We start from the raw sequence: 14,770 nt of genomic DNA, 5'->3' as shown, positions 1-14,770 counted from the left end.
AGGATCGGTCAGGAACCGCCCGCCGAACGCGGCGCGTACATGATCAGGGCGACGCCGACCAGGCAGATGCCGGCGCCGATGACGTCCCACCGGTCGGGTCGGAACTTGTCGACGATCACGCCCCAGGCGAGGGATCCGGCGACGAACACGCCGCCGTAGGCGGCGAGGATGCGCCCGAAGTTCGGGTCGGGTTGGAAGGTGGCGACGAATCCGTACGCGCCGAGGGCGATGACTCCGGCGGCGATCCACCACAGGCCACGGTGCTCGCGCCAGCCCTGCCAGATCAGCCACGCCCCGCCGATTTCGAACAGGGCGGCGACGATGAACAGCAGGATCGAGCGGACGACGGTCATCCGTGGACCGTACCGAGGTGCCCGCGGACCCCGATCATGCCGGTGACCCGGTCGAACAGGCACGTCCTGGAGCGATGGTGGTGAAGGGGATGGGACAGCAGGGCTGGTCGGCGCATTCGACGAGGTCGTCGCAGCCGGCCTTCACTGCGGCGCGCAGTGTGCCGGCGACGACCTGGAAATCAGCGATCTTCGCCTCGACCTCGGCGAGCTTCGCTTGGGCGCGGACGCGCAGGCCGGCGTCGGTGTGGCGACCGTGACGATGCCGGCCCGCGTCGAGCAGCTCGGCGACCTCGTCGAGGGTGAACCCGAGCCGCTGCGCCGCTTTGATCACCCTCAGCACGGTGACCGTTTCGGTTGGGTAGAGGCGGTGCCCGCCCAGGCTTCGGTCTGGTTCGGCGAGCAGTCCGCGGCGTTCGTAGTAGCGCAGCGTCTGCGGGTTCACCCCGGCTGCGGCGGCGACCTGGCCGCTGCGCAATCCGCTCACGCGGTCATCCCGGCGGCGGCTCGCAGCGCGAGCGCGTCGACGACATCGACGTGCGCGGCCGGCACCCGCACGTCGAGGCGCAGTGTGCCGGTGTCGGCGGCGAGCGTGAACGAGAAGAACGAGCAGCAGGAGCTTTCCCGGCCGATCAGGTCCCGGGCGGTCGCCTCGGCGGTCGGGTCGAGACGCCACAGCAGTTCGGTGGGGGACAGCCGCTGCTGCGCCAGCAGGGCGGTGGCGAACAGGTCGTCGAATTCGGCCAGCCGCAGCGGCCGTTGCCCGCTCGGCAGGGTGCACGACTCGGGCACCCACGTCTGGTCATCGCTCATACCGGCGACGGTAAGCCCGTACCTGAGTACCGGATGCAAGCCCAACGGTCACGGTGTTGCCCGCTTGGAATGGGGGAGTGCGGATAATCTCCGGCATGTCTGCTGGAGCGAATCGTGTCGACGATGCCGCTGACGCGGGGCGAGTGACCCTCGCAGCCGCTCGGACCCCGACGGCGGCGAGCACTCGTCAAGCCTGGCGGGTGGTCGTCGGATTCGGTGTGGTGAGCCTGGCCGCGGACATGGTGTACGAGGGTGCCCGTTCCATCTATGGGCCGCTGCTGGCGTCGCTGGGTGCGTCGGCTGTCGTCGTCGGCCTGATCACCGGCGCCGGGGAGGCGGCGGCGTTGCTGCTGCGTCTGGTGTCCGGTCCGATGGCGGACCGGACCCGCCGGTACTGGACGTTGACGATCGTGGGGTACGGGCTCACCGCGGTTTGCGTACCGCTACTTGCGGTGACCCCGATGGTGGGCGGCGCCGGCCTGGCGGTGGCCGCGGTGCTGATCCTCGCCGAGCGGCTCGGTAAGGCCATCCGCAGCCCGGCCAAGTCGGCGCTGCTCGCCGACGCCGCGAGCGGGGTCGGGATGGGCCGGGGGCTGGGTGTGCACAAAGCCCTCGACCAGATTGGCGCGTTCGCCGGTCCGCTGCTGGTCGCCGCGGTCGTCGCGGTGACCGCCGGGGCGCTGTGGCCGGGGCTGGCGGTGTTGACAGTGCCGGCAGTGGTGGCGATGGTCCTGCTGACCACACTTCGGGCGCGGGCCCGCACCTCTTCGGCGGAGCGCGACACCAGCACAAGGTCAGGGGTCGCGGCGGAGACCGGTCGGGCACCCCTACCGGCCAGGTTCCACTGGTTCGCAGCGGCGATGGCGGTGTGCACAGCGGGTCTGGTGACCTTCGGGCTGATCGGCTTTCATCTGGTGCGCGCGGGCGTGGTCGCGACCGCCGCGGTGCCACTGATGTACGCGGCGGCGATGGCCGCCGGTGCGCTCGCCGCACTGCTGACCGGTGTGCTCTACGACAGGGTCGGCCCGTGGGTTCTGGTGGCGTTACCGGCCATGATTGCCGTCGTGCCGCCACTGGCGTTTGGTGGCGGCCTGCCGGCGGCGGTGTTCGGGGTGGTGATCTGGGGCGCTGCCGTGGGGCTGCAGGACTCCACTGTCAAAGCCATGGTCGCCGATCTCGTGCCACGGGAGCGGCGGGCCACCGCGTACGGCATCTTCGCCGCTGTGCAGGGCGCGGGAGCCCTGGCCGGCGGTGCCGCGGCGGGGCTGCTCTACGACCGCTCGGTGCCAAGCCTGATCATCGCCGTGGTCCTTGCCCAGGCGGTCGCACTGCTCATGCTCCTCGGCGTACTGGCACGAACCTTCCAGCACCGACGCGACCCTGCCTGAGTCCCGCCGGGCCTGATGTCGCTGGCCGCGCAGCAGCGACAGTTCGGCGAGTTGTCTGCTGCTGACCGGCCAGGTACGCCGGTCAGCAGCACCCGTCGTTGCATCCGTTGGCGTCGCCGCCTGCGGCGGGGGAGCGCAGAGCGGAGCCGGGGGCGCAGCACGTGTCGCCGCGCCAGGCTTCGCGGCCTTCCTTCACCGCGACCGCAGCGATGACCAACGCGGCGGCGGGGTCGGCCCACCACCAGCCGAACAGCGAGTTGACCGCCAACCCGACCAGCAGCACCGCTGAGAGGTACGTGCACAGCAGGGTCTGCTTGGAGTCCGCGACGGCCGACGCTGACCCGAGTTCGCGTCCCGCGCGGCGTTGCGCTGCCGACAGGACCGGCATCACCGCCAGGGACACCGCGGCCAGGGCCAGGCCGATCGTGGAGTGCTCCGCCCGGTCCGCGCCGGCGAGCGCGCGCACCGACTCGACGGACACGTAGGCGGCGAGGGCGAAGAACGACAGCGCGATGACTCGCAGCGCGGCGCGTTCCCGGCGTTCGTGGTCGGGGCCGGAGAACTGCCAGGCGACGGCGGCGGCGGAGGCCACCTCGATGACGGAGTCGAGCCCGAACCCGATCAGCGCGGTCGAGGAGGCCATCCTTCCGGCGCTGATGGCGATGACCGCCTCGATCACGTTGTAGGTGATCGTCGCGGCGACGAACAGGCGTATCCGCCGGATCAGGATCGAGCGGCGGGCCGGTGACGAGCTGAGCGACATGAGCGGCAGTGGCGCGTTCATCAGCAGCATCCGTCGGATTCGGCGGCGGGGCAGGCGGCTGGATCGACGGCCAGGACCAGGCCGAGCAGGTCCCCGAGGGCGTGCGCGAGGCGCGCGTCGGCGAGTTCGTAGCGGCTGCGGCGGCCTTCGGGCACGGCGACGACGAGGCCGCAGCCGCGCAGGCACGCCAGGTGGTTGGAGAGGTTCTGCCGGCTGGTACCGAGCAGGTCGGCGAGGTCCGATGGATAGCTGGGCCCGTCGCGTAGCGCGAGCAGGAGCCGGGCGCGGACCGGGTCGGACAGGGCGTGACCGAAGCGGGCCAGAACCTGGCCGTGCGTGAGCATCTCCATCATTCGACAGTACATCGCGCGATGAATAAACTTAACACTGAACTGTTTCTTGGTGGGTCTCGACGAAGTCCGATCGATTGGAGCACCCCGTCCGCCGCCGAGGCATGGAACGCCACTGAACCTGACACAGGGTGTTGCCGGCGCCCGTGGACGCCGGCAACGCCCCTGGGTCAGTTGGCGTGGGTCAGGCGTGTGGCGATGCGCAGGCCCATAAGCGTGTCGTTCATCCACGGCACCCGCTCGCGGTGCAGACCGGCGGTCATCTGGTCCGCCCACACCTCGTACCGCTGCATGAGCGTGTTGGCGCGGGACCGCGCGCTGGTGATGAGACAGTCGCCCAGTGGGTCACCGGGCAGGTTGGACGAGTCGACAGCGGGCTCGCAGGGCACCTTGAGGCTGAGCTGGTCGCGTAGCGGGCGGCTGGGGTCGGGCGAGCATGGCGTGGGCCCGCAGAGGGCGTAGTTTCCGCTCGCCTTGGCATAGGCATTACCGATCTTGGCGTCCGTCGGCATGTTCACCGGGATCTGGTACTGCCCGAACAGGTTCGCGGACAACACGTCGTCCGAGTCGAGGGCGTTGGGCAGACCCAACCGGGTGTACGCCTGGAGCAGTCGCGCCGCCGTGTTCACCTTCTTCAGGGCGGTGGGCACCGGCCCGCTGACCTGGGTGCTCTGGTCCCGTACCCGGTCGTACATGGATTTCTGCCGGGCCTGGAGGAAACCGCGCAGGGTCGGCGTCAGCGTGGTGTCCAGCGCCGTGTTGTTCACGATTGTCGCGCCGCTCGCGAAGGCGTACCGGCCGGACGGCCACTTCGGGGTCAGGGCCTGCTCGGGCGTGGTCTCGCTGTCACAGTTGAAGAACTCGCAGTCGACCTGGTAGACCTGCTCGTCCGGCCAGGTGTAGTCGGCGGTGCGTGCGTTCTGCCAGGCCGTGTTCGAGTTCAGCCGGAATCGGCTGTGGATCTGCAACCGCAGCTTGCCGTAGTGGCGGATCACCCCGGTGCCGTAACCCGTCGTACGCGTGTAGACCCAGCTCGGCGTGTAGCAGTAGCCGACCTCGGGCAACTCCCGTACACCCGCCGGCGGCTCGTCGTGGCGCGGTGTGTACGCGTACTGAAGTGCCCGCACCATGTTCGACATCAGTTCGTAGCGAACGTTGCTGGGCCGGTCGATCTGCCTGCTGCTCTCGCAGGAGGCCACCGTCGCCTCGTCGGCCTTCGCCGGTGCCGGGGCGAGCGGCTTGTCGGTGTCCCAGAACAGGTCGTAGTTCTTGGGCGTCTTCACCTGCACGCCGTTGGCGTCCGGCTCGTAGCGGACCTGGACCTCGTCGGTCCGGAAGGCGGCCAGCGCTGTCGACAGCTCGTTGGTGGCGGCGACGTACTCGTTGACCAGCCCGGTGATCAGGCCGTTGGCGTTGCCGTTGACGGGTCGGCCGAAGCTGGCCGCGAGGTCGGCGATGCGGGTGCCCTCCGCCTCGATCTGCGCGGCGCGGCCGGCGCTGACCTGGGCGGCGTACGTCGGATTCTGCAGCATCAACATGGCGTACGACTGGGCGCCGAGGTTCCACACCGTCGGGTTGCCGACCGGCGTCGACGGTTCGACCATCGAGGGGTCACGTCCGTTGGCGACCCGAGCCAGGTAGTTGATCGACCGGGCCTCGCCGAAGCTGTTCAGCACTGTGGTCGGGTCGACGGCCGGGTTGTCGGCGTCGGTAGTGGGCACCACGAAGGCGGCGCCGCTGGCCAACTGTGTCGAGGTCAGGTGGAACTCGTTCTCCGGGCCGACGAACTCGCCGTACGTCGGGATGGGTTGACCGAAGTTCTCCAGGTAGCCGATGTACTTGTTGATGTCGGCGCGGGCGTCGTGCAGTGTGGCGTCGCCGATCGCGGCCAGCACTGTGGCGGCGATGTCCTCCAGGCGCAGACCGAGCTGGGCGACCTGCTGCTGGACGAGGGTGATCTGGGCGGTGTTGCCGGCGATCGCGGCGTTCAACTTGTCGAACTGGGCCATCATGTTCGCGTACACAGTGTTGATCTGGGCCTCGACCCGCGCGAAGCTGGCCCGCATCTCGTCGCCGAGGGCCCGCACCTCGTCGCGCAACGCTTTCACCTGGGCCAGGATCTGCGCGTCCAGCGACGGTCCGCTGCTGCCGAAGAGCCCGACGATCGACATCACGGCACCGAAGACGTTGCCGGTCATCGCCAACGTCGCGGTGCTGAAGATCGAGCCAGCGAGGCCGCGGCCGGTGATCGCCGCCGCGTACTTGGAGATCGCGCTGATCGTGGTGAGGACCGCCTCGCCGATCACCTTGGACTTCTTGCCGGCGGCGGGGTCGGCGAACCCGATGATGGTGGAGACCATGCCCACCCCGGCCTTGATGTCGGAGATCGTCTGCTGCCGAGCCTTGTCCCGGTCCTCGGCGGCCTTCTTGGCCGCCGCGGTGCACGCGGCGCTCGGCGGCCCTTCCGGCGGACACTTGCTGTTGTTTCCGCCGATCTCGAGACGGATCTCCAGGCTCAGGCCGAGCAGCTCCGCGTGCAGGGAGGCGAGCTGCTGCTTGGCCGCCGCGACGTACGCCGCCGAGTCGTCCCGCAGCGCCAGGATCGCGTCGAGGTCGACATGCGAAAGTCCGGGATCCTGCTGGAGCTCCTCGTAGGTGCTGGTGATGTCCAGACCGACCGGCTCACCGAGGACGGCGTTCCAGGCGGTGGCGACGGACGCGCTGGCGGCCCCCGCCTGTCGGGTCGCGGACCACACCGCGGCGAGGGCGTCATCGCGGCCGCGCAGCCACTGGGCGGTCCGCAGCGCGCCGGAGGCGAGTTCCTCGCGGGTGTCCCACGGTTCGACCGTCTTGCCGATCACGGCCCCGACCAGGCCGGTGATCTCCGGCGAGGTCCGGGTGTCGCCGCCGGGAGCGCCGAGCAGGATGTCGACGGACTTGAGCAGCAGGTCCTGTTCGGGCAGCAGGAGATCGAACTCGGTCAGCGAGCTGTCGAGCAGCTGCTGTCGTGCGGTGAGCTGGATCTGTGCTTGTTTGTCGGTGGCGTTCGGGTGCAGCCGGTGCCACTGGACGAACTCGGCCGACAGCACGACGGTGGTGATCCGAGCGGCGCCCTGGAGATGGATCTCGGCGACCTGGCCGAAGGCCCGGTCGGTGAGCGCTGCCTGAGGGATGGGGACGGGGACGGGATCGGCCGACGCGGGCTCACCGAGGAGCACGCTTGCCGCGGTGACCGTGATCATCGCCAGCACGGCAGTCCCGCGCCTGGTGCGCGTGGAACGTTCGAATGTCATGCCGCGAACGTATTGAGCGGCCTGAAAGGGCGCTGAAACCGCGCTGACTCGCGCTCAGCCGGCGGCGGGTGACGCGGCGGGCGCGTCGAGGGCCGGCGCCACGACGGCGAACGCCTGGTCCATCAGCTCGGCCAGGTGCTGCTCGTCGTCGCCCGGCTGCCACCGTTGGAGCACCGTGTCGAGTGCCAGCAGTGCCATCCCGGCGGCCATCCGTGGGTAGGGGTCGGTGTGCGGGTCGAGGCGACGACGGTCGGCCAACTCGGCGGCCAGCTCGGCGCGCCACTCGATCTGACGTTCCAGCCAGCGGGCGTGCAGCGCGGGGGTGTCCAGGATCAGACGGACGACGACCCGGGCCCGCTCGGAGTGCTCGGGCTGGTCGTTGCAGGCGGCGAGCGGCACCCAGAGAGCGTGGCGCAGCGCGACCGACGGTGGCTCGGCGGATGGCCGGGCGGCGAGTTCGGTGATGATGTCCGCGCTGGTGTCGGCCAGGAACCGGACGACAACGTCCTCCTTGGACGCGAAGTAGCGGAAGAAGGTCCTTCGCGACATGCCGGCCGCCGCCACTATGTCGTCGACGGTCACCACGTCGAAACCCTTTGTGGCGAGCAGCATCAGGGCGGCGTCACGCAGCTCGTCGGCAACGAGCTGGCGTTTGCGTTCGGCCAGGCTGTTGTCCGCACGAGACCTCATCCGTCGATGCTACGTCATCTGGTGCCACATCATGCCCTTGTTGGCATCACGCGCACTGCTTGACACTGAGTGCCACCGATAGCACAGTGGGCCACATGACTGTCGATGGCTGGTCCACTGAACAGATCCCCGACCTGAGCGGCCGTACCTTCGTCGTCACCGGCGCCACGGCGGGCCTCGGCCTGGTCACCACCCGGGCGCTCGCCGCTCGCGGCGCGCGCGTCGTGCTGGCCGTCCGCGACGAGGAGAGAGGTCGCCGGGTGGCGGGCGACATCGCCGCGGCCCGACCCGGCGTCGACCTGGAAGTCCGGCGCATCGACCTCGCCGACCTCGACTCGGTGCGGACCTTCGCCGACGGGATGCACGCCGACCATCGTCGGGTGGACGTGCTGATCAACAACGCGGGGGTGATGGCCCTGCCGCGTGCCCTCAGCCCACAGGGGCACGAGATGCAGTTCGCCACGAACCACCTCGGGCACTTCGCTCTCACCGGGCTCCTGCTCGACCTCCTGCTGGCCGGCCGGGATCCACGGGTGGTCACTGTCACCTCGGTCAACCACCGGCAGGCGAAGGTGCGCTTCGCCGACCCGACGGGCGAGCGGGGCTACTCCCCGATGGGCTTCTACAACACGTCCAAGCTGGCCAACGCCATCTTCGGCTACGAGCTGCACCGGCGGCTCAGCGCCGTGGCGAGCCCGCTGGGCAGCTTCCTCGCCCACCCCGGCTACACCGCGACGAATTTGCAGACCAGCGCCACCACGCCGATCTGGCGGCTGCTGCTGGGCCGGATCGGCAACCCACTCCTCGCCCAGCCGGTCGACCGCGGCGTCTGGCCGCAGCTTTTCGCCGCCACCGACCCCGGCGCGCGGCCGGGCCAACTCGTCGCCCCGGGTGGGCCGGGCGAACTGCGCGGCCACCCCGCGCCGGCGAAGCTCTCCACCGCCGCGACCGACCCCGAGCACGGCCGCCGTCTGTGGGAACTGTCCGAACAGGCCACCGGCGTACGGTTCGGCTCGCTGCGACAAACGAGCTGATCGCGGCACACCCAGCAGCCGTCACGTTCCGCCGCGCTAGATCGTCCAGGGGGCGAGCACACACAACGGAGGAAAAATGTTCGCTGCCTACGTCACTGTCACCATTCTCGCGTCACTCTTCACAGGCATCGCCGCCGTCACCTACCTGATCGGCCACGACTATCCGAAGGCCCAGGCGGACATGAAGCGCGTGCCACGCTCGTGGGTGGCGCGGCTGGGCATGGCGCTGGCGGCAGGCTCGTTGGGGTTGCTGGCCGGCTTCGTCGTACCGCTGCTGGGCACCCTCGCCGCTGCCGGACTGGTGCTGTATTTCATCGGCGCGTTCATCGCGCACCTGCGCGTCGGCTCGCGCCAACTGGTGGGCCCGGCCGTCTTCTTCGTCACTGTGGTGGCCGCACTGGTGGTGAATCTGACCTACCACTGGTGATTGGCCGGGCCGTTGCCGGGAGCAGCGGTGCGGCGACGATGCCACCCTGATGTTCCCGCTGCCCACGCTGGATCTCGTCAACGCCCTTCGGGACGAAGAGGAGATGCCCGCAGATGAGGCCCACCGTCGCGCGCCGGTCGCCACGCGCCCACCGGCTGCAAGCGGGCCTCGTCCTCGGTGAGGATCGCCTGGCGGAGGTCCCGCAGCCATCGGCTGGGCTCCAGGCCGAGCTCCGCGCGCAGCGACGTTCGCAGCCGGTCGAAGGACGCCAACGCGTCGCCGACCCGCCCGCTGCCGTAGAGGGCGACCATGAGGGCCGCCTGGAGGCGGTCCCGGCCGGGGTGCGTCCGGGCCAGGGCGGTGAGCTCCGGTACGGCAGTGGCGTGCCGGCCCAGGCTCAGCTCGGCTTCGAGCCGATCCTCGATCACCTGGAGCCGCGACTCCTCCAGGCTCATGGCCTCGGGCTCCAGCACCCCGTCGGCGAGACCGGCGATGGCGGGTCCGCGCCACAGGTCCTCGGCCCGCCGGAAGGCCTCCACGGCCTGCGGAGCGTGACCGTCGGCCAGCGCGAGTCGCGCCCGACGGGCCTCATCGTCGAACCGGTTCCGGTCGAGGGCGCCGGGGTCCACCGTCAGCCGGTAGCCCCCCGGTCGGCGGATCAGCGAGTCCTCGGGAAGTCCGCCGGCGATGAGCTGCCGACGCAGCGCGGCGGCACAGTTGCGGATCTGGCTCGGTGCGGTCACCGGCGGTCGCAGCGGCCACAGGCAGTCGACAAGTTTGTCCGCCGTGACCACCCGACCCGCCCGCAACAGCAGCACGGCCAGGATCCGCTGCTGCCGGCGACCGCCGAGCGGCAGGGGTGTTCCCTCGACTGTCGCTTCGAGCGGGCCGAGGATCCGGAACTCCATGCGATGACCTCCATGCCGACCGCACCCGTGTACGGCCTGGTCATCAGCGTGCCCAGCGTGGGTTGGCGTTTCCTTGGCAGCGCCGGGCGTGGTGGCAACCACAGGTGTCCCCGACAGCACGGGGTCGAACACCCATCAGGAGGCACTGTGAGAATCACCAGACGGGTCCGAAAGAACCTGGCCGCCGCGGCGGTCGCGGGAGCGGCGGCATCGCTGCTGGTCGCGGCCCCGGCGCTGGCCACCAGCGACTACTGCTCGGTGAGCGGGCTGTCGACCGGCTGCAAGACGTACTACATCCCGTCCAGCTACATCGGTCACTTCATCGACTACCGGGTCTGTGGTGGCACGATCGGCGCCAGTTTCCGGGTCCGTGACTACCAGAACGGCGTGATCGTCAAGAGCGGGAACATCGGTCCGGCGAACTGCACCTCGGGCCGCGTTCCCGGCCTCTACTCCAGCTACCGGCTGGAGCTGCACGCGACAGCCCTGGGTTCCGACGGCTCGATCGACAACGAGTAGCACGACGCCTCGGTCCGGAGCGGGTCGCAGTACGCGGCCGTTCCGGACCGAGGCGTGTGTGGTGCCCCGATCGGGGCACCACACCCCCCGAGTGGTGCTACCAGGTGTAACCGATCGGCAGGAGACGGTTGGACAGCGCCCGCCCGTACGCGGCGTTGCCGGCGACGTTGGGGTGCCCGGAGTGCGGGCTGTTCCTCGACGTGGGTGGCTCACCGTCCTCGTCGTCGGCGCCCTGCTGGGTGTAGTACTCGCCGGGCACCCACAGCGAGTTGAAGTAGCCCTCGCTCAGCAGCGGCCCGCCGAGTTCGTGGTCGGCGTAGTCACCCCGGACGTCCACGTAGTTGGTCTTCACGGCCAGGTCGAACATCGAGCCGATGGTGATCACGAACTTGCCGGTCATCTCGTTCAGGAAGGCCACCTCGTCCGCGCTGAACCCGACGCCCCCGATGTCCGGCAGCGGCCGGTACTGCGGCACCTGGTACTGGCTGCCGCTGGTGAAGACCTGCGGGTAGCCGACGAGCATGATCATGGCGTTGGCCGCTTTGGAGCGGATTTCGCGGATCACCCGCTCGGTGTCCAGCTTCACCGGCCCGTTGATCCGGTCGGTGATCATGTCGCGCAGCGGCTTGGGATCACCCTGCCGCACGAACCCGGGCGAGGCGCAGTTGAGGCCCGTCGCGCAGGCGATCAGCGCATCGGTCCACTTCAGGTCGTTGCCGCCGATGGTCAGCACGACGAGTGTGGTGTTCTCGTCGAGCCAACCCTGGTCGAGCTGGGTCAGCTCGCCGAACTGCCCCCGGATCGTCCCGCCGGACGCCGGTGGTGACGCGCTTCCGTTCTGACTGAGCATCAGGTTGGCGGTCACCGCGCCGCTGCACGCGGCGAAGTGGAAGTCCAGGTTCGGGTCGTTGCCGTCACTGAGTTCGCCGATGGTCCGGTTGTTGGGCGTACCCGGGATCCTGGTCTGCCGGGACCACGCCTTGCTGCTGCGGTGACAGGCGTTGCGCAGTGCCGAGTCGTTGCCGTACTGGTCGCTGACCCGGCTGTAGTAACCCGCGCCCTCACCGGAGCTGAACGAGTCACCCAGACCCACGACGAAGTGGCTCGGCTTGGCGCTGAGCGGCTGTACGGCGATGGCGTCGAAGGCCACGTCCGAGCTGTAGTTGCCGTCCCGGGTGATGTTCGTCAGCTCCACCTTCGGCGTGCCGGAGCCGCGGAAGTCGAACACGCCGAGGGGGACCCAGGTGTTCGCCTCCAACCGGGTGGGCAGGACCCGGTGTTTGGTCGCGATGCCCGGCGCGGTGATCGCGTAGTCGGCCTGCCGGGTCCACGCGGCGGCATCCGGTATGTGGACGAAGACCCGGGTCCACGCGCCGGTCGGGTTGATGGTCCAGGTGCCGGTGACCTTCAGCGGGTCGTTCGTCACCCCGTCGCCAGGGTCGTTGCGCTGCATGGTGTGGGCGAACCAGACATGTCCGCCGAACCCGTGCGAGCTCTGGTGGAAGTCGACCTTCGACGGGTGGATGGTCGCGCCGTTCGGGCCGCCCATCGCGCCGAAGGTCAACCCGAACGTGCCACCCTTGGCGTACGTCGGCCGGCAACCCTCCGGACCGGTGGCCGACAACACGTCGATGTCGTCGATGATCCGGGTGCCGGCCGGCAGCCCCTGGACAGCGCAGGAGCCGTCGCCGTTGCGGGGCGCCGGATAGACGTTGTACGCAGTTGGCTCGGGCGCGCTGGCGAAGTAGCGAAGATTCTCCTTGCCGCACTTGGCAGCGCAGTCGACCCAGGTCACCGGCCCGTTCCACCAGCACTTCAGGTCGTCGCGCTGGCACGCGCCGGCCTTCGTCGACGGGTACTGCGCCGGCACGTGCGGCGGCCTGGACTGGTCGCACTGGTTCACCGCGTACTGGCAGAACGTGTAGAGACCGCTGTGCCCCGGCTGCGCCTCCAGCTTGCCCCGGTCGTCAGCCGTCACGTACGTCGTTCCCCAGTACTTGTCCTGGTAGTCGTAGCGCCGCAGCGAGGTGTACGCGAAACCGGTCACCCGCTCCGGGTACGACCAGTGGTTCGGGTGCTTGGCGTTGTCGTAGCCGACCTCGTCGTAGACCGGCGGGTTGCCGTACGGCTCGCTGCTCGGCTGGGTGAGGAACATCGCCCGGTCCGCCGGATAGTCGGTGTTGGCGATGTTGTTGCTCCAGCCAACGCCCCAGGGCTGCGAGCCGCTGGGGAAGTAGAAGCCGGTGTTGTACGCCCACAGGGCGAACCACCAGTTCTCGATGTACTGCGGGTCGCCGTTGTTCGCGATCAGCCCGTAGTTGCGGGTGGTGTTCCACTTGGTCTGCAGAATGCGCAGGGAAGCTGCCACGTTGACCGTGTAGTCGAGCGCCACCGCCTTCTGCCGCTCGTACGTCCACTGCAGGCCGTCGACGGTCGTGTTCGTGTCGACCTTGCGCATGCCGGTGGTCACCTGCCCGACGCCGTACCCGCAGTCGGTCCTGTCCCAGTTGATCTGCCGCGCGGTCAGCCGGTCACCGGACGAGATCCCGTAGAAGCCCATGCTGGTCAGCGGATTTCCCCCAGACCCGTCGACGATGTGCCAACTGGCCTGCCACATGTTCGACTCCTGAGCCAGGATGCCGAGCAGCACCTGCGCGGGCACGCTGCCACCGCCGGCCAGTGGCATCGGCGGGAACATCGTCCCCTGCGGCGTGTACGCCAGCATGCCGTTGTTCTTCCAGTTGGCCGGCCGCTCGAAGGTCAGGGCGCTCTTCACGGCCCGGTCCGCCGCCCACTCGACCTGCTCGGCGGAGGGCTGATAGACCTGCATGGAGCTGTCGTTGCGCGGAATGGCGCAGGACCGGTCCGGATCGTAGGGCACCCGCGCGTTGTCCACCGGCGGGTCGGCCGCCGTCGAGGTGGCGCCCACTGGCGCGTCGATCGCCGCCGCGTCGCCAGGGACCGTCGAGAACCGCAGGGCCTTCGCGGAGCCGGTCAGCCGGGTCGCGATGGTGACCCGCTGCGCGCGGGAGCCGACCGGCGCGTCGCCGGCCCGACCGGCCGCCTCCCGACCGGTCGTGGCGCTGGTGACGACGAGCGCGCCGGTGGTGGAGACGTCACTGTCCGGTGGGGCGTCCACCGCCCGCCAACCGGACGGCAGCCCCGTACGCGACCGACTCCCCGCCCGGGTGCCGACGACGTACACAGTGCCGCCGGCACCCGGACGCAACCGTTCGGTGCCGACCTCGGCGGTGCGAACGGCGTTGACCCGACCTCCGGCGAAGCGGTTGAGCACGACGCGGTCGCCCCGGCGTACCTGGAAGGCCAGACCGTTGGTGCCGTCGGCCAGGAGCCGGTGCGGTGGGGCCTCGGCGTGGGCCAGCTCGCGTACGCGACCGTCGCGGTCCAACCGGACCACGGCCCGGCCCATCGCCCCGGCGAGCCCGTCCCGGTACGGCAGCAGCGACGTCACCTGGCCCGGCGTGCGGATGGCCGAGACCCGCACCCCGCGAACGGTGTCGACGGTGGCCGCCCAGGTCTCGAACGTCCCGTCGCGGCGGGTGTCCCGGCGGGAGAGCGCGGCCGTCTCGCCGGCACCGCAACCGGGGTTGTGGTAGGCCAACGACACCCGGTCGGGCAGTTTGTGTACGGCCCCGGATCGGAGGTCCACGACTGCCGCGAACGCGCCACCGGAGAGCAGCTCGTCCCGGTTGGCGAACTCCCTCGGCGCGTACACGACGAGCGCGCGGCGACCGGACCCGGTGACGCAGAACTGTCCGATCCACTGGTCGGTGGGGAACCCGGGTTCGAGGAGCGTCGCTGCGGTGCGCCAACGGTAGCCGTCGGAAGCGTCGGCGACCAGGACGTGCAGCCCGGACCCGTCGCTGGAGGTCGTGACGGCCCGGTCGCTGGAGCGGCGCCAGTTTCGGCCGATGTCCCGCGTCGGGTCGGCGAGCCGGTCCGGAGGGTCGTCGCGGGTGCCCGGCGGACGGTCCGGCTCGGCCGGGCGAACCGACGGCGCTCTGGACTCCTGCGGTGCGGCGTGAGCGGTGCCCGGACCGGGCAGCAGCGTTACCGCGACGGCCATGGCGGCCGCCGCGCTGAGGATGCGTCTCATCTGGACCTTCCTGAAGCGGAGACTGGTGGGGGCAGCGTCCGCCGGCGGCTCATCGCCGCCGCATCGGCCGGGCATCCCCCGCACCGCCGCAGCGCGCGAGCTGTGATCCTTGCGGTAC

13 protein-coding genes are annotated in these 14,770 nt (G+C 70.0%); 4 read left to right on the top strand and 9 right to left on the bottom strand.

Going from position 1 to position 14,770, the window contains the following annotated elements; genetic code table 11:
• Positions 1-8: 8 nt before the first annotated feature.
• The 3 genes from OG598_RS20925 to OG598_RS20915 are packed head-to-tail and all read right to left on the bottom strand — an operon-like array spanning position 9 to position 1,163.
• Positions 9-353 (bottom strand): YnfA family protein, encoded by a 345-nt coding sequence (locus OG598_RS20925; protein ID WP_328650702.1) that lies wholly within the window; start codon positions 351-353, stop codon positions 9-11.
• Positions 354-387: 34 nt separating this feature from the next.
• Entirely contained in the window at positions 388-837 is a 450-nt protein-coding gene (locus OG598_RS20920; protein ID WP_328650701.1) for a MerR family transcriptional regulator, read from the bottom strand.
• On the bottom strand, positions 834-1,163 hold the full coding sequence (locus tag OG598_RS20915) for a hypothetical protein (RefSeq protein ID WP_328650700.1): 330 nt from the start codon (positions 1,161-1,163) through the stop codon (positions 834-836). The genes OG598_RS20920 and OG598_RS20915 overlap by 4 nt, the downstream gene beginning before the upstream one ends.
• Positions 1,164-1,258: 95 nt before the next feature.
• Here OG598_RS20915 and OG598_RS20910 point away from each other — a divergent pair, with 95 nt between their 5' ends.
• Positions 1,259-2,551: an MFS transporter gene (locus tag OG598_RS20910; RefSeq protein WP_328650699.1), complete on the top strand. Its 1,293-nt coding sequence runs from the start codon at positions 1,259-1,261 to the stop codon at positions 2,549-2,551.
• An 82-nt stretch (positions 2,552-2,633) separates the two neighbouring features.
• Here OG598_RS20910 and OG598_RS20905 read toward each other — a convergent pair whose 3' ends face one another.
• The 4 genes from OG598_RS20905 to OG598_RS20890 all read right to left on the bottom strand — a co-directional run bounded on the left by OG598_RS20905 (position 2,634) and on the right by OG598_RS20890 (position 7,647).
• A complete protein-coding gene (locus tag OG598_RS20905; RefSeq protein WP_328650698.1) occupies positions 2,634-3,344 on the bottom strand; it encodes a cation transporter in 711 nt (236 codons plus the stop codon).
• The gene (locus tag OG598_RS20900) at positions 3,335-3,664 is read right to left on the bottom strand and encodes an ArsR/SmtB family transcription factor (RefSeq protein WP_328650697.1); all 330 of its coding nucleotides are present in this window, start codon (positions 3,662-3,664) and stop codon (positions 3,335-3,337) included. Before OG598_RS20900 ends, OG598_RS20905 begins: the two co-directional genes overlap by 10 nt.
• A 170-nt stretch (positions 3,665-3,834) precedes the next feature.
• The gene (locus tag OG598_RS20895; protein ID WP_328650696.1) at positions 3,835-6,957 is read right to left on the bottom strand and encodes a hypothetical protein; all 3,123 of its coding nucleotides are present in this window, start codon (positions 6,955-6,957) and stop codon (positions 3,835-3,837) included.
• A gap of 54 nt (positions 6,958-7,011) precedes the next feature.
• Positions 7,012-7,647 carry an acyl-CoA-like ligand-binding transcription factor gene (locus OG598_RS20890; RefSeq protein ID WP_328650695.1) on the bottom strand — a complete coding sequence of 212 codons (636 nt, stop codon included), beginning with the start codon at positions 7,645-7,647 and terminating at the stop codon, positions 7,012-7,014.
• A gap of 95 nt (positions 7,648-7,742) precedes the next feature.
• Between OG598_RS20890 and OG598_RS20885 the strand changes: the two genes are divergently transcribed.
• Both OG598_RS20885 and OG598_RS20880 read left to right on the top strand, forming a co-directional pair.
• On the top strand, positions 7,743-8,681 hold the full coding sequence (locus OG598_RS20885; RefSeq protein ID WP_328650694.1) for an oxidoreductase: 939 nt from the start codon (positions 7,743-7,745) through the stop codon (positions 8,679-8,681).
• A 76-nt stretch (positions 8,682-8,757) separates the two neighbouring features.
• The gene (locus tag OG598_RS20880) at positions 8,758-9,108 is read left to right on the top strand and encodes a DoxX family protein (RefSeq protein WP_328650693.1); all 351 of its coding nucleotides are present in this window, start codon (positions 8,758-8,760) and stop codon (positions 9,106-9,108) included.
• Between the two features lie 77 nt (positions 9,109-9,185).
• Here the strand turns inward: OG598_RS20880 and OG598_RS20875 are convergent, their stop codons facing one another.
• Entirely contained in the window at positions 9,186-10,016 is an 831-nt protein-coding gene (locus OG598_RS20875) for an AfsR/SARP family transcriptional regulator (protein ID WP_328650692.1), read from the bottom strand.
• A gap of 147 nt (positions 10,017-10,163) precedes the next feature.
• On the opposite strand from OG598_RS20875, the gene OG598_RS20870 reads away from it, so the two are divergent.
• Entirely contained in the window at positions 10,164-10,535 is a 372-nt protein-coding gene (locus tag OG598_RS20870; protein ID WP_328650691.1) for a hypothetical protein, read from the top strand.
• 97 nt (positions 10,536-10,632) lie between these two features.
• Here the strand turns inward: OG598_RS20870 and OG598_RS20865 are convergent, their stop codons facing one another.
• Positions 10,633-14,652, bottom strand: coding sequence for an SGNH/GDSL hydrolase family protein (locus OG598_RS20865; RefSeq protein WP_328650690.1), 4,020 nt, complete (start codon positions 14,650-14,652; stop codon positions 10,633-10,635).
• Positions 14,653-14,770 lie beyond the last annotated feature (118 nt).

This window comes from Micromonospora sp. NBC_00330, from assembly GCF_036136635.1.
Lineage (GTDB): Bacteria > Actinomycetota > Actinomycetes > Mycobacteriales > Micromonosporaceae > Micromonospora > Micromonospora salmantinae.
The sequence above is the reverse complement of the archived record's forward strand: the minus strand, read 5'-3'. Positions and strand labels throughout refer to the sequence as shown.

Bases quoted from the DNA above. Each gene is read 5' to 3' on its own strand.
- OG598_RS20925 (WP_328650702.1), bottom strand. From the start codon at position 353: ATGACCGTCGTCCGCTCGATCCTGCTGTTCATCGTCGCCGCCCTGTTC.
- OG598_RS20915 (WP_328650700.1), bottom strand. From the start codon at position 1,163: ATGAGCGATGACCAGACGTGGGTGCCCGAGTCGTGCACCCTGCCGAGC.
- OG598_RS20910 (WP_328650699.1), top strand. From the start codon at position 1,259: ATGTCTGCTGGAGCGAATCGTGTCGACGATGCCGCTGACGCGGGGCGA.
- OG598_RS20905 (WP_328650698.1), bottom strand. From the start codon at position 3,344: ATGCTGCTGATGAACGCGCCACTGCCGCTCATGTCGCTCAGCTCGTCA.
- OG598_RS20900 (WP_328650697.1), bottom strand. From the start codon at position 3,664: ATGGAGATGCTCACGCACGGCCAGGTTCTGGCCCGCTTCGGTCACGCC.
- OG598_RS20895 (WP_328650696.1), bottom strand. From the start codon at position 6,957: ATGACATTCGAACGTTCCACGCGCACCAGGCGCGGGACTGCCGTGCTG.
- OG598_RS20890 (WP_328650695.1), bottom strand. From the start codon at position 7,647: ATGAGGTCTCGTGCGGACAACAGCCTGGCCGAACGCAAACGCCAGCTC.
- OG598_RS20885 (WP_328650694.1), top strand. From the start codon at position 7,743: ATGACTGTCGATGGCTGGTCCACTGAACAGATCCCCGACCTGAGCGGC.
- OG598_RS20880 (WP_328650693.1), top strand. From the start codon at position 8,758: ATGTTCGCTGCCTACGTCACTGTCACCATTCTCGCGTCACTCTTCACA.
- OG598_RS20875 (WP_328650692.1), bottom strand. From the start codon at position 10,016: ATGGAGTTCCGGATCCTCGGCCCGCTCGAAGCGACAGTCGAGGGAACA.
- OG598_RS20865 (WP_328650690.1), bottom strand. From the start codon at position 14,652: ATGAGACGCATCCTCAGCGCGGCGGCCGCCATGGCCGTCGCGGTAACG.